This window comes from Streptomyces sp. NPDC001852 (genome assembly GCF_042891825.1).
Lineage (GTDB): Bacteria > Actinomycetota > Actinomycetes > Streptomycetales > Streptomycetaceae > Streptomyces.
Genome location: NZ_JBIATN010000043.1, coordinates 20,726 through 39,712 on the forward strand (window position 1 = coordinate 20,726; position 18,987 = coordinate 39,712).

At 73.4% G+C, this 18,987-nt stretch carries 17 protein-coding genes and 1 pseudogene; 8 read left to right on the forward strand and 10 right to left on the reverse strand.

The genetic code is table 11. From position 1 onward, the window contains the following. Positions 1-166: 166 nt before the first annotated feature. From ACFYZB_RS42205 to ACFYZB_RS42220, 4 genes are read left to right on the forward strand one after another with little or no spacing between them, the layout of a single operon-like run. Positions 167-829, forward strand: a complete 663-nt coding sequence (locus ACFYZB_RS42205; RefSeq protein WP_351213464.1) for a DedA family protein — start codon at positions 167-169, stop codon at positions 827-829. Next, positions 829-1,440 carry a phosphatase PAP2 family protein gene (locus ACFYZB_RS42210; protein ID WP_388767195.1) on the forward strand — a complete coding sequence of 204 codons (612 nt, stop codon included), beginning with the start codon at positions 829-831 and terminating at the stop codon, positions 1,438-1,440. Before ACFYZB_RS42205 ends, ACFYZB_RS42210 begins: the two co-directional genes overlap by 1 nt. Continuing rightward, positions 1,437-2,192: a phosphatase PAP2 family protein gene (locus ACFYZB_RS42215; protein ID WP_388767196.1), complete on the forward strand. Its 756-nt coding sequence runs from the start codon at positions 1,437-1,439 to the stop codon at positions 2,190-2,192. Before ACFYZB_RS42210 ends, ACFYZB_RS42215 begins: the two co-directional genes overlap by 4 nt. Beyond that, positions 2,146-2,817 carry a response regulator transcription factor gene (locus ACFYZB_RS42220; protein WP_388767197.1) on the forward strand — a complete coding sequence of 224 codons (672 nt, stop codon included), beginning with the start codon at positions 2,146-2,148 and terminating at the stop codon, positions 2,815-2,817. The genes ACFYZB_RS42215 and ACFYZB_RS42220 overlap by 47 nt, the downstream gene beginning before the upstream one ends. A gap of 246 nt (positions 2,818-3,063) precedes the next feature. Here the strand turns inward: ACFYZB_RS42220 and prcB are convergent, their stop codons facing one another. Genes prcB through ACFYZB_RS42235 form a run of 3 tightly spaced genes read right to left on the reverse strand, consistent with a single transcriptional unit; the run spans position 3,064 to position 6,455 of the window. Further along, entirely contained in the window at positions 3,064-3,948 is an 885-nt protein-coding gene (prcB, locus tag ACFYZB_RS42225; RefSeq protein WP_388767198.1) for a proteasome subunit beta, read from the reverse strand. A 42-nt stretch (positions 3,949-3,990) separates the two neighbouring features. Then, positions 3,991-4,971: a lysylphosphatidylglycerol synthase domain-containing protein gene (locus ACFYZB_RS42230; RefSeq protein ID WP_388767199.1), complete on the reverse strand. Its 981-nt coding sequence runs from the start codon at positions 4,969-4,971 to the stop codon at positions 3,991-3,993. Continuing rightward, positions 4,968-6,455, reverse strand: coding sequence for a hypothetical protein (locus tag ACFYZB_RS42235; RefSeq protein WP_388767200.1), 1,488 nt, complete (start codon positions 6,453-6,455; stop codon positions 4,968-4,970). Before ACFYZB_RS42235 ends, ACFYZB_RS42230 begins: the two co-directional genes overlap by 4 nt. Before the next feature lie 167 nt (positions 6,456-6,622). On the opposite strand from ACFYZB_RS42235, the gene ACFYZB_RS42240 reads away from it, so the two are divergent. Next, complete coding sequence (locus ACFYZB_RS42240) at positions 6,623-7,006, forward strand: BlaI/MecI/CopY family transcriptional regulator (protein WP_388767201.1); 384 nt, start codon at positions 6,623-6,625, stop codon at positions 7,004-7,006. Then, positions 7,003-7,896, forward strand: coding sequence for a M48 family metalloprotease (locus tag ACFYZB_RS42245; RefSeq protein WP_388767202.1), 894 nt, complete (start codon positions 7,003-7,005; stop codon positions 7,894-7,896). The genes ACFYZB_RS42240 and ACFYZB_RS42245 overlap by 4 nt, the downstream gene beginning before the upstream one ends. A gap of 39 nt (positions 7,897-7,935) precedes the next feature. On the opposite strand, the gene ACFYZB_RS42250 is transcribed toward ACFYZB_RS42245, so the two are convergent. Both ACFYZB_RS42250 and ACFYZB_RS42255 read right to left on the reverse strand, forming a co-directional pair. Continuing rightward, entirely contained in the window at positions 7,936-10,335 is a 2,400-nt protein-coding gene (locus ACFYZB_RS42250) for a glycoside hydrolase family 65 protein (RefSeq protein WP_388767203.1), read from the reverse strand. Beyond that, complete coding sequence (locus ACFYZB_RS42255; protein ID WP_388767204.1) at positions 10,332-11,072, reverse strand: HAD family hydrolase; 741 nt, start codon at positions 11,070-11,072, stop codon at positions 10,332-10,334. Before ACFYZB_RS42255 ends, ACFYZB_RS42250 begins: the two co-directional genes overlap by 4 nt. Positions 11,073-11,157: 85 nt before the next feature. Here ACFYZB_RS42255 and ACFYZB_RS42260 point away from each other — a divergent pair, with 85 nt between their 5' ends. Beyond that, positions 11,158-11,820, forward strand: coding sequence for a nucleoside/nucleotide kinase family protein (locus ACFYZB_RS42260; protein ID WP_388767205.1), 663 nt, complete (start codon positions 11,158-11,160; stop codon positions 11,818-11,820). 6 nt (positions 11,821-11,826) lie between these two features. Here the strand turns inward: ACFYZB_RS42260 and ACFYZB_RS42265 are convergent, their stop codons facing one another. The 5 genes from ACFYZB_RS42265 to ACFYZB_RS42285 all read right to left on the reverse strand — a co-directional run bounded on the left by ACFYZB_RS42265 (position 11,827) and on the right by ACFYZB_RS42285 (position 18,442). Then, positions 11,827-13,689 carry a hypothetical protein gene (locus ACFYZB_RS42265; RefSeq protein ID WP_388767206.1) on the reverse strand — a complete coding sequence of 621 codons (1,863 nt, stop codon included), beginning with the start codon at positions 13,687-13,689 and terminating at the stop codon, positions 11,827-11,829. 5 nt (positions 13,690-13,694) lie between these two features. Further along, positions 13,695-14,573 carry a carbohydrate ABC transporter permease gene (locus tag ACFYZB_RS42270; protein ID WP_388767207.1) on the reverse strand — a complete coding sequence of 293 codons (879 nt, stop codon included), beginning with the start codon at positions 14,571-14,573 and terminating at the stop codon, positions 13,695-13,697. Positions 14,574-14,593: 20 nt separating this feature from the next. Then, positions 14,594-15,622 carry a carbohydrate ABC transporter permease gene (locus ACFYZB_RS42275; protein ID WP_388767208.1) on the reverse strand — a complete coding sequence of 343 codons (1,029 nt, stop codon included), beginning with the start codon at positions 15,620-15,622 and terminating at the stop codon, positions 14,594-14,596. 46 nt (positions 15,623-15,668) lie between these two features. After that, entirely contained in the window at positions 15,669-17,000 is a 1,332-nt protein-coding gene (locus tag ACFYZB_RS42280; RefSeq protein WP_388767209.1) for an ABC transporter substrate-binding protein, read from the reverse strand. 296 nt (positions 17,001-17,296) lie between these two features. After that, positions 17,297-18,442, reverse strand: a complete 1,146-nt coding sequence (locus tag ACFYZB_RS42285; RefSeq protein ID WP_388767210.1) for an ROK family transcriptional regulator — start codon at positions 18,440-18,442, stop codon at positions 17,297-17,299. 285 nt (positions 18,443-18,727) lie between these two features. Here ACFYZB_RS42285 and ACFYZB_RS42290 point away from each other — a divergent pair. Then, positions 18,728-18,970, forward strand: a pseudogene (locus tag ACFYZB_RS42290) (ATPase); the annotation flags it as partial. Positions 18,971-18,987: the final 17 nt, after the last annotated feature.

Genomic DNA, 18,987 nt, shown 5'->3' on the forward strand with positions numbered 1-18,987 from the left:
CGGACCATCATGACCACGACCATGTAGTCGGCCGGTCACGAACCGGCAATGGAAATGTAAAGTCCGGGAACGTTCGCCACTCTCCATTCGTCTACAGTCCGTTGGAACGTCTACAAATGTGTAGTCAAACCTTGTCGAGGCAAGTCGAAGGAAAGGGCGTACGGCGATGGCCACTCCCCCACACCTGGCGTCGCAGCTCGCGGTCAACGTGCTCGACGCCCACTCGCTGCTCGCCGCCTTCGGCGTGCTCGGCGTCGGCGTCGTGCTCTTCGCGGAGACGGGCCTGCTGATCGGGTTCTTCCTGCCCGGAGACTCCCTGCTGTTCACCGCCGGGCTGCTGTGCACGGGCAGGTCCGACAGCGGGGTGCACCTCTCGCTCGGCCCGCTGCTCGTCGCGGCGGCCGTCGGCGCGCTGGCCGGCGCGCAGTGCGGGTTCCTGATCGGGCGGAAGGCGGGCGGCGCGCTGCTGGCCCGCAGCCGGTCGGCGAAGCTGCGCGAGGGCGCGCAGCGCGCCGAGGAGATGCTGGAGCGGTACGGACACGCCAAGGCGATCGTGCTGGCACGCTTCATCCCCGTGGTGCGCACGGTGCTGAACCCGCTGGCGGGCGCGCTCGAGGTCCCGGCCCGGACGTTCACCCTCTGGCAGGTGGCGGGCGGGCTCGTGTGGAGCCTCGGTGTCACGCTCGCCGGATACGCGCTGGGCTCCTCGATCCCGAACATCGACAAGTACCTGCTGCCGGTGATCGCGCTGATCGTCGTCGTGTCCCTTCTCCCGCTCGCGGCCGAGGTGCTGCGCTCCCGCAGGGCGGCCAAGGAGGAGGCGCGCTGATGCTGTCCGCCCTGTCGGGTTCGTCGGTCGACGGGCCGCTGTACACCGACGTGGTGGACCTGGCGCACCGCTCCCCCGGCTGGCTGGACGGCGCCATCACCGTGTGGTCGGCGTACGGACTGGCGGCGTTCGCGCTGCTCATGGTGGTGGGCTGGTGGCGGGCCCGCCGGGACGGGGCGACCGCGGCCATGATCGCGCTGACCGTGCCGGTGGCGGTGCTGGTGGCGTTCGCCGTGAACAGCGCCGTGAAGCCGCTGGTCGCCGAGGACCGGCCGTGCCGCCACCTGGCGTTCCGGACGCTGGAGGCGTGTCCGGCGCGGGGCGACTGGGCGTTCCCGAGCAATCACACCGCAATCGCCTGGGCCGCGGCGGTCGCCCTGTTCTTCGTCTCCCGGCGGCTGGGCGTGGTCGCCTCGGTGTGCGCCCTCGCCATGGCGGCCTCCCGGGTGTGGGTCGGGGTGCACTATCCGCACGACGTCGTCGCGGGGGCGGCGCTCGGCGGGCTGGTCGGCTTCCTTTCCATGATCGTCCTGCGCCGCTGGCCGGCGTGCCTCGCGGGGCGGCTCTCGGCCACCTGGCTGCGCCCGCTGCTGGTGGCGGGCACCGCATGAAGCCCGGGAAGGTCGCGGAGCCGGCGGGCACGGTGGCCCTCGGCGCCTGGATGGCGTTCGCCGCGCTGGCCGCTGTGGTGGTGAGCGACCAGGGCGACCCCCTCGGCCTGGACCGGGGCCTGCTGTCGTGGTCCGTCGGGCACCGCTCGCCGGTCGCGCTGGCGCTGGCCCGGGGCCTGACCGCCACGGGCACGGGCGTCGTGCCGTACGTCCTGGTGATCCTGGCCGGGCTGATCGCGGGCCGCACCTGGCGGCAGCGGCTGGTGACCGTGCCGCTCGGCGTGGTCTGCCTGGGCGCGGGCCAGGCGGTGCGGTACGGCGTGATGGAGCTGGTCGCCAGGGCCCGGCCGCCGCACCACGACTGGCAGACGCAGGCCTCCGGCTGGTCCTTCCCCTCCGGTCACACCACCACGTCCGCGCTGGCGGCGGGCCTGCTGATCGTGGCCCTGTGCCTGCGCGCCCCGCGCGGCAGGACCGTGTTGTGTCTGCTGGTCGCGTGCTGGGGGGCCGGGGTCGGGCTGACCCGTGTCTTCCTGGGCGTGCACTGGTTCACCGACGTGGTCGGCGGCTGGCTGTTCGCCATCGGCTGGCTCGGCGTGTTCGTCTGCGCGGTGGCCCGGTGGCTGCCCGGTCGATACGTCCCCCGTGCCCCTGAGCCCGGCACACCCCACCCGAACGACGCGGCCGACGGGCCGGTGGAGAGACATGCGCCCCAGGATCCTCATCGTCGAGGACGATCACGCCCTGCGTGACGTGCTGCGCCGTGGTCTGCAGGACGAGGAGTTCGACACGGTCTGCGCCGGCGACGGCGCCACCGCCCTGCGGCTGGCGACACCGGACGTGTCCGCCGTCGTGCTGGACGTCGGCCTGCCCGACGCCGACGGCCGCGACGTCTGCCAGGCGATGCGGGCCAACGGCTTCCTCGCCCCGGTCGTCTTCCTCACCGCGCGCCACGGGCTGACGGACCGCCTGTCCGGGTTCTCGGCCGGCGGGGACGACTACCTGCCCAAGCCGTTCCACCTCGCCGAGCTGGCCGCCCGGCTGCGCGCCGCCCTGCGCCGGGCCGCACCCCCGGCGGCCTCGGCCACTGCGGAGGAAGAGGAACTGGTGCTGGACGCCGTACGGCACAGCGCCACCGTGTCGGGCAGGCGCGTCGACCTCACGCCGACGGAGTTCCGGCTGCTGGCGGCGCTCAGCGCGGCCGGCGGGGAGCTGGTGCGCCGCCGCGAACTGCTGCGTGCGGGCTGGCCGGAGGGGGCGCAGGTCAGCGACAACACGCTGGACCAGTATCTGACCCGGCTGCGCCGCAAGCTGCGCGCGGCGGGCAGTGAGCGGACGATCGCCACCGCACGCGGGATCGGCCACCGCCTGACATGAGGCCACCGCACCGCACGGACTGCCGGCCGGCTCCGGGGCCGGAGCCGGCCCGCGTCACCCTGCCCGCCGGCTGACCACCTCGCACTGTCCGCGTCACCCGGACCGCCGGGCGACCGCCTCAGTCGGTCCGCCTCGCCCGATCGGTCACAGCACCGAGGCCAGACGGTCCGCGTGGCCGCGCCCGCCCGCCGGACGATCGCCGGCAGATGGTCCGCGGGTCCCTGCCCGCGCCGGCGCGGCGCCGGGTCAGGGCGCGGCCTGCGGGCCGTCCGGGCGGGCAGTGCGCTGCCGGACCGTCTCGTGGCTGAGTTCGCCGGTCTCCGACTCCGGCAGCCGCTCGAAGCCGTCCGCCGTGATCACGCAGACGACGGGGAAGATGCGGCGGTTCACATCGGGGCCGCCGGTGGCCGAGTCGTCGTCCGCCGCGTCGTAGAGCGCCTGGAGTGCGGCGAGGACGGCCTCGCGCCGGGAAAGGCCCGGCCGGTACAGCTTCTTCAGGGCGCCGCGGGCGTACGGGGAGCCGGAGCCCTCGGCGTAGAAGTCGTCCTTCTCGTAGAGGCCGCCGGCCGCGTCGAAGCCGAAGACACGGCCGCGGCCGCCGTCGGGCGCGGTCAGGTCGTACCCGGCGAGCAGCGGGACGACGGCGAGGCCCTGCATGGCCTGGGCGAGGTTCTCCCGGATCATGGCCGCGAGCCGGGTCGCCTTGCCGGCCAGAGTCATGGGGGTGCCCTCGATCTTCTCGAAGTGCGTGAGTTCGACCTGGTAGAGCCGCACCATGTCGACGGCGAGGCCGACGGTGCCGGCGAAGGCGACGGCCGTGTGGTCGTCGGCGGGGTGCACCTTCTCCAGGTCGCGCTGGGCGATCAGGTTGCCCATGGTGGCGCGGCGGTCGCCGGCGATCAGCACGCCGTCGCGGTAGGTGAGGGCGAGCACGGTGGTGCCGTGCGGGAACCGGTCGGGAGCCATCCGCGTCCCGGCGGGCAGCACGGGCGCGGTGGGCAGCAACCCGGGGCGGTGCGCGGCCAGGAACTCGGTGAAGGACGACGTCCCCGGCGTGAAGAACGCCTCGCCGGCAAGCCCGCTGTGTCGTTCCCCGACATGGCTCTCCCCCTCCTGTGCGGCATGCGACACCCGACTCCTACCTGTGGCGGGCGGGTGGGAAACTCCGCGGCCTCACAGCGCCTTGCGCCGCACCAGCACCCCGAGCACCAGCAGCCCCGGAAGCAGGGGCAGCCACACGGTCAGCAGCCGGTACCCGAGCACGGCGGAGGCGGCGGCCGCGCCGGGGGCCCCGGAGACGGTGAGGGCGAGCGCGAGCGCCGCGTCCAGGGAGCCGAGACCGCCCGGGGTGGGCAGCAGGGCGGCGGCGCTGCTGGCGGCGAGGTACAGCAGGGCCACCTGCAGCGGGGGCAGCGGCAGTTCGACCGCCCGGGTGACGGCGATGAGGACGAGTGAGTGCAGCGCGGCGAAGGCGAGGGAACCGCCCCACAGGGCGGCCGCCCGCGCGGGGCAGGTGTGCAGGGCGCGGATGTCGGCCAGGACCGCCGTGAGGGCCCTGCGGCAGCGCGCCCACCAGGGGGTGACCGGCAGGGCCGCGAGCAGCACGAGTCCGCCCAGGGCCACGGCGAGGGTCGTCGGGGTGGGGTGCGGCGCACGCAGCAGTCCCGGGCAGGCCGGGACGAGCAGCGCGATCAGTGCCAGGCGGACCGTGGCTCCGGCGGTGGCCTTGACGGCGAGGGCACTGGCCGAGCGGCCGGCGGGCAGTCCGCAGCGCATCAGGAACCTGAGGTTCACCGCACCCGCGCCGAGCCCGGCGGGCAGCAGATGGTTGGCGGCGGAGGCGGCGAACTGGGCGGCGACCAGCCGGGATCCGGGCAGCCGCCGGAGCACCGCGCCCTGCTGGGCGAGCGCCGAGGCGGCCCAGGTGCCGAGGGCCGCCGTCGCCCCGACCAGCAGCCAGCCCTGGTCGGCCCCGGCCAGCCGCCCGGCTCCGCTCTCCAGCACGGGCCAGTGCCGGCGGGCCAGGTACAGCCCGCCGAGCAGGACGGCGAGCAGGACGCCGGCGTGCCAATAGGCGTGCCGGCGCCCCGGGGACAGGGCGAGTTGCGGCGGGGACTCCAGCGGCCGTCCCTCGGTGCGGGGCGGGGAGGTCATCGGCCGCCCCCGGGTACGGAGTAGTACAGCCGCTGTCCGTCGAGCGGTTCGGACGGCCAGCCACGGGCGTATCCGGGCGGCCGGGTGCCGTCGGGCACCAGCGCGGCGACCGGGATCCGCCGGGCGCTCCCGCCGATGGTCTCCGCGGTGCTGTTGGCATCGTGCCCGGCCGTCTCGGCCGAGGAGCAGCCGGTGTAGAACGCGACGGGGATGGCCCCGTCCCCGGTGAGCAGGCAGGGCGGGCGGACGCCGAGCCGGTGGAGGGCTGCGGCGGTGCGGGACCAGCCCTGGTGGTCTTCGGTGGTGTTGTCGACCGTGTTCTCCAGGACGGCCAGCTGCACCGCGAGGTGGGCGGCGAGTCCGAGGCAGAGCAGAGAGGCGACGACCGGCCGCCAGGGCCGGCGCGGCGCCGCGACCAGGTACGCCAGCGCGCCGGCGACCGGGAGTGCGAGCAGCGCGTAGGCCGGCAGCAGGAAGCGCGGGGCGGCGTAGCCGATCATGAACAGGTACGGGAAGGCGGCGGTGGCCGCGCAGGCGAGCGGCAGCAGCGTGGCCGTCGTACGCCGGGCGCGGACGGCGACGACGAGACCGAGCACGGCGAGCAGCGGCAGGACGAACCACCAGACGGTGACCACGGGGTGGGGGACGGCACCGGTGCAGGGCCGGCACAGCGCCCGGCCACCGAGGCTGCGCAGCTGGTCGACGACGGCGAGATGCCAGCCGAGGCCGCCCTGGATCGCGGAACCCTCGGACAGCCGGCGCAGGAGGCCGCCGTAGTCGGCGTAGGCCTCGACCACCCACTCGGCGGTGCCGGCCGCGAGCCCGGCGAGCAGCACCGCGAGGGGGCGCCAGTGGCGGCGTGCCAGGCCGAGGGCGAGGAGCGGCAGCACCGCCCAGACGGCGTCCATGGGCCGCATCAGGGCCATGAGCACGGCACCCGCCGCCAGGCCCCACAGGGCGCCGCGGTCGGCCCGGTCGGCGCGGGCGCGCAGGAAGCAGGCGACCGCGGCCAGGGCGCCGACGGCGACCCAGTAGTTGGGCATGGCCTGCGGGCCGTAGAACAGGGTGACCCACAGGGAGGCGAAGAGGGCGCCGGCCAGGGCGAGGACGCGCACCGGGAACAGGCCGCGCCAGGCGCGCAGGGCCAGGTACAGGGCGAGGCCGGACAGGAGGGCGAGGTAGGTCCGCAACAGTGCCGTGGAGGTGGACCAGGAGGCGACGGGCGCGACGAGCAGGGGGACGCCCCGGGCCCGGGGTGCGCTGAAGAAGGCGGCGGGGGCCTGGGGGCTGACCTGGCTGACGTACACCGTCTCGTCCCAGCCGAGGCCCATACCGGGCCGGACCAGGAGCAGTTGGGCCAGGGTGAAGGCAGCGGCGACGGCCGCGAGCGGGGCGGACGTGGGGAGCGGCCGGGTGCCGCCGGACGTGCGCGACGAGCGGGAGCGCCGGAGCCCGGCGAGTGTGGCGTGCGCGCTGCCGGCCATCATCACCCCTCTGCCCCCGCTGCGTGTGGGGACCCAGGTCACCCTACAACCTGTAGGGTCGCGAACGGGAGTCGGGGAAAACACCGCCAAACTACCCCGAATACCTGCCGCATGCCGGGCGGACGGGGCCATCCGACCGACGGCACTACGCGCTGTAAGGTTGGGCCATGGCTGGCACAGGGTCCCGCGGCAGGGCGGAGCGGCGCAGCGCCGGTGCGCTGGAGAGCGAGGTACTGGCCGCGCTCTGGGCCACCGAGCGGCCCCTGACGCCGGCCGAGATCCAGGCCGAGATCGACGGGGCGCTCGCCTACAACACGGTGCACACCATCCTCAAACGCCTGTACGACAAAGGGCTGGTGCTGCGGGACGCCGACGGGCGGCGCGGCGCGTACCGGCCGGCGAAGAACGCGGCCGAGCTGACCGCCGAGGCGATGCACGAGGCCCTGGACCGGGGCCCGGATCCGATCGCCGCACTCCAGCAGTTCGTGACCGGGCTGAGCCCCGAGGAGGAGCGGGCGCTGCGCGAACTGCTCGCCGGAGGCGCCGCATGAGGTTCGACGTGTACACCCCGCTGGTGCTGTCCCTGCTGCTGTCGGTGGTCGGCCCGCTGATCGCCCGCCGGGTCGCTCCGGCGCTCGCCGCGCGCGTGCTCACCTCGGCGGCCGTGCTGACGGCCGCGGCCACCACCTGGTCACTGGTCCTGCTGGCCGCAGCGCTCCTCGGCGACGCGCCACCGGTGATCCGCGAGGCCCGGGAGGACGGGCATCCGGTGGCGGATCCGGTGCCCGGGGCGATCGGCCTCGCCGCCTGCCTGGCGCTGGCGTTGATCGCCGTACGGGTGTACCGGGCCGTACGCGCCGAGCGCCGCACCCGGCGGGCCCTGCGCCGGCTGTGCGCGGGGCACCCGGCGGACACCGAACTGATCGTCGCCGCCTGCGAGGTGCCGCAGGCGTTCGCGATCCCCGGCCGGCCGGGCCGGATCCTGGTGACCTCGGCGATGCTGCGCGCGCTCGAGCCCGCCGAGCGCCGGGTGCTCCTCGCACACGAGCGCGCCCACCTCGCCCACCGGCACGGGCCGTTGGTCACGGCGGCGGCGCTCGCTGCCGCGGCCGACCCGCTGCTCGCTCCGGTGCGCAGGGCCGTGGGTTTCCTCGTGGAGCGGTGGGCCGACGAGCAGGCGGCGGCCACGGTCGGCGACCGGCGGACCACCGCGCGGGCGCTGGCCCGGGCGGCCCTCACCGCCGGCCCTGCCCGCACCGCCTGCGCCCTGCACTTCACCGACCGCGCCGTCACCCGGCGGATCGCGGCGCTGCAGACGAGCCCGCTCCCCCGGCTCTGGCCCGCCGCGGCCGCCGTCCTCCTCCTGGGCACCCTCTCCACCCTGCTCGCCGCGGACGCGACGGGCGACCTGCTGCGACAGCTGTCCGGCGCGCTGAACTGAGCGAGCGTCACAGCGCCGCGCCCCTTTGGGGCGCCTGACTCAGCCCCCGTTCGGAGCCCGATGCACCGGCTGCTCCGGCGTCGGGCGGCGCACCACCGGCGGCACCGCCCGCACCGCCGGCTCGTCCGTGCTCACGGTGAGCGGCTCACCATGGTGTCGCAGGCCCAGCGGCGGCCCGTCCAGCAGCGCGTACGTCACCTTGTCCGCGCCGATGTCCACGCGCAGCCGCCGGCCGCGGAACTCCACGTGGAAGGCGAGCCGGCTCAGCCGCTCGGGCAGCCGTGGCGCGAACCGCAGGCGCTCGCCGTCGCGGCGCATCCCGCCGAAGCCCGCCACCAGCGCCATCCAGGTTCCGGCCAGGGAGGCGATGTGCAGCCCGTCGCGGGTGTTGTGCTCCAGGTCCTGCAGATCCATCAGGGCCGCCTCGGTGGTGTAGGCCCAGGCGAGGTCCGGATGACCGGTCTGGGCGGCGATCACGGCCTGGCAGCACGCGGACAGGGAGGAGTCCCGGACGGTCAGCGGCTCGTAGTAGGCGAAGTTCCGGGCGACCTGCTCCGCGCCGTCCTCGCCCCCGGCTCCGTCCGCGCCCTCCGCGCCCTTCTCGTCGTGCCCCTTCTCGAAGTAGTCCCCGCAGGTGTACATGGCCAGCACCAGGTCGGCCTGCTTGACGACCTGCTTGCGGTAGAGGTCGAAGTAGGGGAAGTGCAGCAGCAGCGGATACTGGTCGGGGCGGGTGCCGGCGAAGTCCCAGCGCTGGTAGCGGGTGAACCCGGCGTGCTGCTCGTGGACGCGGAGTTCGTCGTTGTAGGGGATGTGCATGGCCTCGGCGGCGTCCCGCCAGGCCGCGCTCTCCTCCTCGTCCACGCCGAGGCGTGCCGCCTCGCGCGGATGGCGTTCGGCGGCGTCGGCCGCGGAGTGCAGGTTCCGCCGGGCCATGAGGTTGGTGTAGGTGTTGTCGTCGGCGATCGCGCTGTATTCGTCGGGCCCGGTGACGCCGTCGATGTGGAAGACCCCGTGCGCGTCGTGGTGGCCCAGCGAGCGCCACAACCGGGCCGTCTCCACCAGCAGTTCCACGCCGACCTCGCGCTCGAAGCGGGTGTCGTCGGTGGCCTCGACGTACCGGACCACCGCGTCGGCTATGCCGGCGTTCACATGGAAGGCGGCGGTGCCGGCCGGCCAGTACGCCGAGCCCTCCGGGCCCGCGATGGTCCGCCAGGGGAACGCGGCTCCGCCGAGCCCGAGTTGGGCCGCGCGTTCGCGGGCCTCGTCCAGGGTGTTGTACCGCCAGCGCAGCGCCTCGGCGACCGCCGCGGGCGCGGTGTGGGTGAGCACGGGCAGCACGAACATCTCGGTGTCCCAGAAGGCGTGCCCGTCGTAGCCGGAGCCGGTCAGGCCCTTCGCCGGGATGGCGCGCTGCTCGGCGCGGGCCCCGGCCTGCAGGACGTGGAACAGGGCGAAGCGGACGGCTTGCTGGACCTGCTCGTCGCCCTCCGCCTCGACGTCGGCGCGGGACCAGAAGTCGTCCAGGCAGGCCCTCTGGTCCGCCAGCAGGCCCTGCCAGCCGTCGTGCGCGGCGGCGGCGAGCGCGGCATCGACCTGGTCGGCCATCGCGGGCAGCGAACGGGCACCGGACCAGCCGTGGGCGACCAGCTTCTCCACTCGCAGGCGCTGCCCGGGCTCCAGCACTGAGGTGACCGTCAGCCGGGCCACGTCGGTGCCGCTCTCGCTGCGGGTGGTGGTGCGCTCGGGGCCGCTGACGACGTGGTCGGCGGCCACGGCCACCCTGAGGCCGCTGCGCCGGGTGCGGTGCACCAGCCGCAGCCGGCTGCCGGAGGCGAAGTGGTCCTCCTGCTCCAGTGGCGACTGCAGCGCCATGGCCGCGCGCGGGTCGCCGTTCGACTGGGGCAGGGTCTCGTTGGCGACGAGCTCGGACTGGATCACCACCCTGCTGCGGCACCCGACGGCCTGAACCTCGTACGCGACCGCGGCCACCGCGCGCTGGGTCAGGGACACCAGCCGGGTCGAGCGCACCCGGACCGTGGAGCCCGCCGGCGAGGTCCACTCGCAGGTCCGCTCCAGCACCCCGCGGCGCAGGTCGAGGACCCGCTCGTGGGCGACGAGCCGGCCGTAGCGCAGGTCGAACGGCTCGTCGTCCACCAGCAGCCTGAGGATCTTGCCGTTGGTGACGTTGATGACCGTCTGACCCGACTCCGGGTAGCCGTAGCCGGCCTCCGCGTACGGCAGCGGGTGCACCTCGTGCACGCCGTTCAGGTAGCTGCCGGGCAGGCCGTGCGGTTCGCCCTCGTCGAGGTTGCCGCGCCAGCCGACGTGCCCGTTGGACAGCGCGAACACCGACTCGCTCTGGGCGAGCACGTCGAGATCGAGGGCCGTCTCCCGTACGGCCCACGGCTCCACGCCGTACGACCGGTCGGTGATCACTGCTTGCCTCCCAGCTCGGCGAGATCCTTCACCACGATGGTCGCGCCGTGCGCGTACAGGGCGTCGGCCTGGCCCACGCGGTCCAGGCCGACGACGTATCCGAAGCCGCCCGCGCGGCCCGCTTCCATGCCGGCCAGCGCATCCTCGAAGACGGCGGCCCGCCGCGGCTCGACGCCCAGGTCGTGGGCGGCGGCGAGGAAGGTGTCGGGGTGCGGCTTGCCCGGCAGGTGCCGTTCGGCGGCCACGACACCGTCGATGCGTACGTCGAAGAAGTGCTCGGCGCCGACGGAGCGCAGCACGTCCCTGCAGTTGGCGCTGGAGGAGACGATCGCCGTGCGCAGCCCTTCGGCGCGCACGGCCTCCAGATAGCGCAGGGTGCCCTCGTAGGCCTCCACGCCGCCGGTGCGGATCTTCTCCAGCAGCAGGACGTTCTTGCGGTTGCCGAGGCCGTGCACGGTGCGGGCGTCCGGTGGGTCCTCGGGGGTGCCCTCGGGCAGGTGGATGCCGCGCGAGTCGAGGAAGGCGCGGACGCCGTCGGCGCGGGGGCGGCCGTCGACGTACTCGTCGTAGTCGGCGACCGCGTCGAAGGGCCGCCCCTGCTCCCCCGCGTAGTCCCGCAGGAACGCGTCGAAGGTCTCCTTCCAGGCCGCCGCGTGCACGACGGCCGTCTTGGTGACGACCCCGTCGAGGTCGAAGAGACAGGCCTGGATTCCGTCGGGCAGACCGAGCTGAGTCATACCCAGCACTGTTCCCCATGGGGCGCCGTCCAGTGAGTGGCACACGCCACATACCGTGCGAACTCCTGGTGACACACTCTGCTGTGTGCCGCTGACCTTCGACGACCTCCTCGACCGCGCCCGTGGCCTCGTCCGGGACGGCCGGCGTGCCCTGCTGGGCATCGCGGGCAGCCCCGGGGCGGGCAAGACGACGCTCGCCGAGCACCTGGTGCGCGCCCTGAACGCCGATGGCCCGCCCCGGGCCGCGCATGTGCCCATGGACGGTTTCCACCTCGCCGACGCCGAACTGGACCGGCTCGGCCGCCGGGACCGCAAGGGCGCGCCGGACACCTTCGACGCGGCCGGGTACGCGGCGCTGCTGCGGCGGCTGCGTGACGACACCGACGACGTGGTGTACGCGCCGGGGTTCGAGCGGGTGCTGGAGCAGCCGATCGCGGGCGCGATCCCGGTGCCGCCGGCCGCGCGGCTGGTGGTGACCGAGGGCAACTACCTTCTGCTGACGGAGGGTACGTGGGCACGGGTGCGGCCGTGCCTGGACGAGGTGTGGTTCTGCGAGACGGCCGAGGACGAGCGGATCAGCCGGCTGGTCGCCCGGCACGAGGAGTTCGGCAAGGACCACGAGACGGCCGTGGCCTGGGTACGGGGCACGGACCAGCGCAACGCCGACCTGGTGGCCATGACGCGGGGGCGGGCGGACCTGGTGGTACCGGCCGGCGCGCTGCCGGCACCGGTGCACCCCGAGCGCTGACGACGCTCAGCTCCGGAGGGTGAGGGACGGCTCCCCACGGCCGTCGCCCGCCACCGCGCCGACCACCGCCGTGAACGCCTCCGTGCGTACGGTGAACCCGTCCGCGCCGCCCTCGAACACCGGCTCGAACGCTCCTCCCGGCCCGTACCGCACGGCGAACACGTGCAGGCCCTCCGGCGCACCCGGTGCCGGTTCGGCCTCCAGGGCGCTGGAGGAGACCAGGTGGCGCCAGCCCTCGTCGGGGTTGCCGTAGCCGCGCGGGTCGGCGGCGAGCGCGAACGCGGCCTGCTCCTGGGTGAGTTCGCCACGGGCGTCGAAGTGACCGGGTCCGGAGGCCGTGGGGTGGGTGAGGCGCAGGCCACCCGCCGAGGTGACCTCGCCCTCGGCGGTACGGCGCACCCGGTCGCCGTCGTCGGCGGCGTACGGCATCCCGGACAGCAGGTAGGGCGCCCCGTCGAGCCGCTCCACGGCGACCGTCACCCACAGGCGCGTGCCGTCGGTGACGTACAGCGAGCGCACATGACGCAGGACGTGGTCGCGGCCGACGACCGGCTTGGTCACCAGCTTCGCCGCGAGCCCGCCTGAGCGGACGTCCCGGACCCGGACCTCTCCCATCGGGCGGCACAGCAGGAAGCCGTCGGTGACCGGCCCGAACCCGTGCTGTCGGTCCACGGCCGCGGGCAGGTGGTAGGTGCCGCCCGCCTCGATGAGCGAGGGGGTCATCCGGCTGTCGAAGGCGACCGAGACCGTGCCGAGGCGCAGTTGGTGCCGGGCGGGAGCCGGCGACGGCGTGCGGTGCCAGCGGGTGGGGTCCTGGATCTGCCAGACCAGCATGAAGGCGAAGTGCCCGTCGATTCCGCCGTCGGCCCCGACCGCGTGCCGGCCCCTGGGGGCACCTCCCACGCCTTTCGGGCAGTGGGGGAGGGTGTCGCCCCGGTAGCGGCCGAGGTCGGCGCCGATGCGCGCCCCGAAGTACCGCAGTCCCAGGACGGATTCAAAGCCGGAGTGCTGTTCGCTGTAGCGGGGCCCGCCGTTGTCGTAGCCGCCGGACGTCAGCCGGGCGTCGATGTAACGGGCGAGGGTGTCGCCGTCCTCGGCGAAGATCTCCTCTCCGTCGACCCGGTGGGCCTGGGCCAGGAACGACAGGGAGATCGGACCGTAGTTGTTGTCGTAGGCGCCGCCGTGCTCGGGGGGCAGGAGCGCGCCCCGGTCGCGGACGCGGTGGGCGCGGATCTCGTCGGCGTACAGGGCCAGGGCGCGCGCCCGGACCGACTCGCCCTGTGCCGCCGGGAGATGGCGGGCGAGCATCAGGCCGCCGACCACGCAGCCGATGGCCTGGTTGCCGGCCTCCTGCGGGTTGAAGAAGGTGGCCTCGGTGAGCCACCGCCAGTAGCCGTGCGCCAGCTCCTCCAGCTCCACGCGCTGTCCGTCGTCCAGGAGGCCGTCGGCGGCGTCGAGGACGTTCACCGCCTGGAGCAGCGCCCAGACCGTGCTGGGCCAGTCGCCGATCGGGTGGGCACCGGATTCGAGTACGTAACGGGCATACGGGAGACCGGAGTTGGTGACCCGGAGGTTCGGGTAGCCCGGGTTGTCGTCGGTGTACACGCGCTCGCGCAGATGGAAGGCGAGGGAGCGGCGGACCGCCTCCGCCGACCGGGGGTCCTTGCCGCGCTGCCAGGCGAGGGCGAGCAGGGAGGTGATGCCGAGGGAGGTGTCGCCGATGTCGTCGTGGGCGTCGGGGTGTTCCAGACTGCCCTCGCGGGTCATCCGGGCGAGAGCCTGCTCGGTGACGTCGGCGAGGACGGCGTCGTACGCCTGCGGGGTGTCCGGCAGGTCGTGCAGCGGGCCGCGCTGGTGGGGCAGGTGCACGCTGTTCAGCCCTTCATTCCGGTGGTCGCCAGGCCTTCCACCAGTCTCCTCTGGAAGACGAGGAAGCAGATGAGCGTCGGGACGAGCGCGAGTGTCGACATGGCGAACATCGCGCCGTAGGAGGAGCCGCTGGTCTGGTCCAGGAAGAGGGTGAGGCCGAGGGGGACGGTGAAGCGGGCGTTCTGCTGGAGGTAGACGAGCTGGCTGAGGAAGTCGTCGTAGGTCCAGATGAAGGTGAAGATCGTGGTGGTGACCAGGGCGGGCCGCATCAGCGGCAGGATGATCTTCCAGTAGATCTGCAGCGGGTTGGCGCCGTCCATCATCGCGGCCTGGTCCAGCTCGCGCGGGATGGAGCGGATGAACTGCACCATCAGGAAGATGAAGAAGGCGTCCGTGGCGAGGAACTTCGGCACGATCAGCGGCAGGAAGGTGTTGATCCAGGTCAGGTTGTAGAAGATCGTGTACTGCGGGATCAGCGTGGCCTGCATGGGCAGCATGAGCGTGCCGAGCATCAGGCCGAACCAGATCTTCTTGCCGCGGAACTCGAAGCGTGCGAAGGCGTAGGCGGCCAGCGAGCAGGAGACGACGTTTCCGACCACCGCGCCGATCGTGACGATCAGCGAGTTGGTGATGTAGAGCGAGAAGGAGTTTCCCGAGCCGCTCCAGCCCTCGGCGTAGTTCTCCGGACGCAGCGCGCCGGGGATCGGTCCGGGGTGGGTGAAGATCTGTGTGTCGGGCTTGAGGGAGCTGCTGAGCATCCACAGCAGCGGGTAGAGCATGACGATCGCGACACCGATGAGCAGGGTGTGCAGGAGGATGCGGCGGGGGCCGGTGAGCGAGCGGAGCTTCTGGAGCGGCGAAACGCTCGGCGTGATGGCGGACATGATCGGAATCGGCTCCTCGCTCAGTCGTCGTAGTGGACCCAGTACCGGCCGGCGACGAAGTTGACCGCCGTGAAGCCCGCGATGACCAGGAAGAGCACCCAGGCCAGCGCCGAGGCGTAGCCCATCTGGAGGTCCGCGAAACCCTTCTTGTACAGGTAGAGGGAGTACAGCATGGTCGAGTTGAGCGGTCCGCCGGTGCCGTTGCTGATGACGAAGGCGGGCGTGAACGTCTTGAACGCGTCGATGATCTGCAGGACGACGTTGAAGAAGACGATCGGGGTGAGCAGCGGCAGGGTGATCCTGAAGAACCGCGTGACGGGCCCGGCGCCGTCGATGGCGGCCGCCTCGTAGACGTCCTTGGGCAACTGCTTCAGGCCTGCCAGGAAGATGACCATCGGGGTGCCGAACTGCCAGACGGCCAGCAGCACGATGGTGTACAGCGCGCTGTCGGGGCTGGAGACCCAGTCCTGGCCCTTGATGCCGAACCAGCCCAGGAAGTCGTTGAACAGGCCGTCGCCGCCGAAGACCTGCCGCCACACGATGGCCACGGCGACCGCGCCGCCGAGCAGGGAGGGCAGGTAGAAGGCGGCCCGGTACAGACCGATGCCCTTCAGCGGGCGGTTGAGCAGCATCGCCACGCCGAGCGCGAACGCCAGCTTCAGCGGGACGGAGACGACGACGTACAGGAGCGTGGCGTGCACCGAATCCCAGAAGACCGGGTCGTCGGTGAACATCTTCCGGTAGTTGTCGACGCCGATCCACTCGGGGGCCGTCAGCAGGTCGAACTTGGTGAAGGACAGGTACAGCGAGTCCAGCATCGGGTAGACCGTGAGGCCGAACAGGCCCACGAACCAGGGGGCCAGAAAGAGGTACGGCCACCATCCCGCCCGCCGCCCGCCACCGCCCTTCGGAACAAGCGCCGCGCGCTGCCCCTCCTGATTCCGCCCTCTGGCCAGGCGGCGCCGCATGCGGTCGCGTTCCCGCTGGTCGGACGGGGTCGCCGGAGCCGACGGCTCCTTGGCGACCGCGTCGGTCTGCGCGGTGGTCATCCTCATCTCCCTGGCCCTCTCCCGGTGTTCGTCGGTGCGGTGCCGGCTAGGCGCTCAGAATCCCTGCCGCCTGGTCGAAGAACCTGCCTAGCTGCGCCTTGAGCGTCGTCTTGCCGAAGGCGATGGCGAGATTCGACTGGAACAGCAGGTCCCAGATCTGGGTGGCGGCCGCCGGCGGGGGCGGCGGGGCGGCCAGTGCGTCGGTGGCCTTGGAGACCCGCTTGGAGATGTAGTCGGCGTTCGCCATGTCCCGCTTGTCCGTGTCGTCCAGACCCGCGGAGATGAGGTTGCGCGCCTTCTCCGTCGGTGGGATGCCGCGGTACAGCTGCATGTCCTTGACGGCCGTCGCGTCCTGGGCGAAGAAGGACATGATCTGCACGGAGTCGGCCACCCGCTTGCTGGACCTGGTGGCGCTGAGCAGCACGCCGCCGTTGAGGTAGTTGCCCTCGCGGGCGCCGGACCAGTCGCCCTGCGGGGTGGGCAGGAAGTCCAGGGTGGCGTCGGTGATCGAACCGCCCGCGCCGTAGACGCCGATGTCGAAGGTGATCAGCGCCTTGCCGATGACCACGGCGTTCTTGGTGAGGTCGTTGTGCGCCGCGGAGGTGACGGCGGCCGCCGGGCAGGCGTTGATCCTGCGCATCTCGGCCCAGTACTCCCACCACGCCTGGAGGGTGTCCGAGGTGAAGCCGAGCTTCTTGCCGTCGTCCGAGAACAGGTTCTGGCCGTGCTCACGGGCGAAGATCTCGAAGGCGTTGAGGGTGCCGCCGCCACCGTCGTCGACGCCGAAGAGCTTGCCGCCGCTCTTCTTGTTGACGTCGGCGGAGATCTTCTTCAGGTCGGCCCAGGTCCACTCGGCGTCCGGGAACCTCAGGCCCAGCCGCTCCAGCCCGCTGCGGTTCACGGTGAGCTGACTGACGCCGATGCCGGACGGGACGCCGTAGAGCTTGCCGTCGACGGTGCCGGCGGCGAGCAGCGTCCTGGAGAAGCCGGTGAGGTCCAGGGACTTGCCGACATAGTCGTCGAGCGGGGCGAGGACTCCCTTGCGGGCGTACTGGGCGACCAGTGCGGTGTCCATCTGCAGCAGGTCGGGGGTGCTGCCGCCGGCGATCTGGGTGTTGAACTTGTTGAAGTAGCCGTCGTATCCGGAGTAGGTCTCCTGGATCTTGATCTTCGGGTTCTTCTGCTGGAAGTAGGCCAGCGCCTTCTTGTAGGCCGCGTGCCGCTCGTCGCTGCCCCACCAGGTCATGGTCAGCCTGCTGCTGGTGGTGCCCGCTCCGGTGCCGCCGGCGCAGGCGGTGAGGGCGGGGCCGAGGGCGCCTGCGACGGCGAGCCCGCCCGCGGTGCGGAAGAGGGTTCTGCGCGAGATCTGGTGACCCACCGGGTCCTCCCTGGAGGTGCGTGACGGATTCCCCGGCCGGAGGCCGTGGCACGGGTGCGCGGCGGCTGCGGCACGGGGCATTGCTCGGGAACGTGCGCCTCCCGGGGGGCGGCCTCGCCCGGCCGCGCCGCCTGCTGCGGGTGGGGTCCCGGCCGCCGCTGAGGGCCGGTGTCGCACGAGCACGCCCTCGTGCGCCGGGCCGTACGTCGCGTCCTGCCCGGATGCCACCCCAAGCCGGTGTCCCGACCGGCTTAGAAAGCGCTTGTCCGGACATTGGCAGAACGAGCCGGAGGCCGTCAATCCTTCCTTCGCACGGCCTCGGTCACGGTTCGGACACCGCGGGCGACCGCGAGCCGGGCCGCACCCACGACGGTGCCCAGCTCGCCGACCGTGCTGCTGACCACCTCCGTGGGCCAGCTCAGCCGCGCCAGTTCGGCCCGTACCCCGGGCAGCAGCTGCGGGTCCGCACCGGTGCTGCCGCCGAGCACGATCAGCCCCGGGTCGAGCACGGCGGCCACGGCGGCGGCGAGCCGGCCCACGTCGGCGGCGTGGCGGGCGACGACGGCACGGGCCGGGGCGCATCCCTGGCCGGCCAGGGCGAACAGCCGCTCGGTGCCGGCCGGGCACGGGCCGTCGGTCTCCCGCCAGGCCTCGGCGGCGCGCCGCAGCAGCGACGCGGCGCCCATGTACTCCTCCAGCGCCTCCCGGCGCGGCTCGCGGCCGTCGTCCCAGGGGTAGGGCAGCCGGGCCAGTTCACCGGCGGCGCCGTTCGCCCCGCGCAGCACCCGGCCGTCGACGACGATGCCGAGGCCGACGCCCACGCCGACGCGGAGGTAGCCGAAGGTGCCGCGGCCCCGGGCTGCGCCCTCGTGAAGTTCGGCGAGAGCGGCGCAGTTGACGTTGTTCTCCAGGTGGACGGGGACGGCCGGTGGCAGGGCGACGGCCATGGCGTCGAAGACCGGCCCCGCCTTGTCGGTCGCCGGACGCATCCCGCCGCCGTCCGCCGCCCGTGCGGTGACGTCGCCGACGGCGACGACGATCGTGCGCAGCGGGGTGCCGGCGGGCAGCGCGCCGAGGGCCTCGCGTACGGCGTCGGCGGCGTCGGCCCGGGAGCCGGCGGTCTCGGCCAGCAGGGTCCCGTCCAGGGCACAGCCCCGTACCCGGGTGCGGTCGGGGCCCAGGTCGACGGCGAGCACGGCACCGGCGTCCGGTCCGAGCCGGTAGACGGCGGCGGTGCGGCCGGTGCCGCTGGAGGCGGTGCCGGAGAGGGCGGCGAGCCGGGCGCTCTCCAGTTCGGCGACGGCGGAGGACACCGTCGGCTTGGACAGGCCGGCGAGGACCGCGAGTTGCGGCCGGGTCGCGCTGCCCGCCCGGGCGAGCACGGCGAAGACCGCGCTCGCGCTCTCGGACAGCCGGGGCGCCGTCACCACGTCGTGTTCCACGGTTCTCCCACAGGTCATGGACCGCTCTCGGCAGGGCTCACCCACCCGGATACGGCGATGGGCGACCCGGCGTCACAGCGAAAGGCCCGGTCGTCTCGACGGTCCGGAGCGCGACGCCTCTTGACGCACTGTACTTGGTTAGTTAACTTCCTAACGAACTCCACGGTACTCGCCTGCCGTACTCCGCCCGAGGCCCGTCCCGGGGCTTCCCGACCGCTCTCAACCACCCCTTCCCCAGGCACGGTTCGCCCACCGTCGTAAGCCGGAGCACCGACTAAAAGAGGCGTGCAGGATTCCACGAACGTCCTGGTCGGCGTCGACGTGGGCGGCACCAGGACGCAGCTGCGCGCCGTGGCCGAGGACGCCCCCGTCGCCGACCACGTCCACGAGAGCAGCGGCCGGCGGCCGCACGCCCCGGTGGCCGCCGCGTCCTGGCCGGCCGGGCTGGTCGCCGACGCGCTGCCGTCCGGCACCCGCCCGTCGGCGCTGGCCATGGGCGACGCCGAACTCCTTGTGCCCGCTGCCGGGAAGGTGACCCTGCGGGC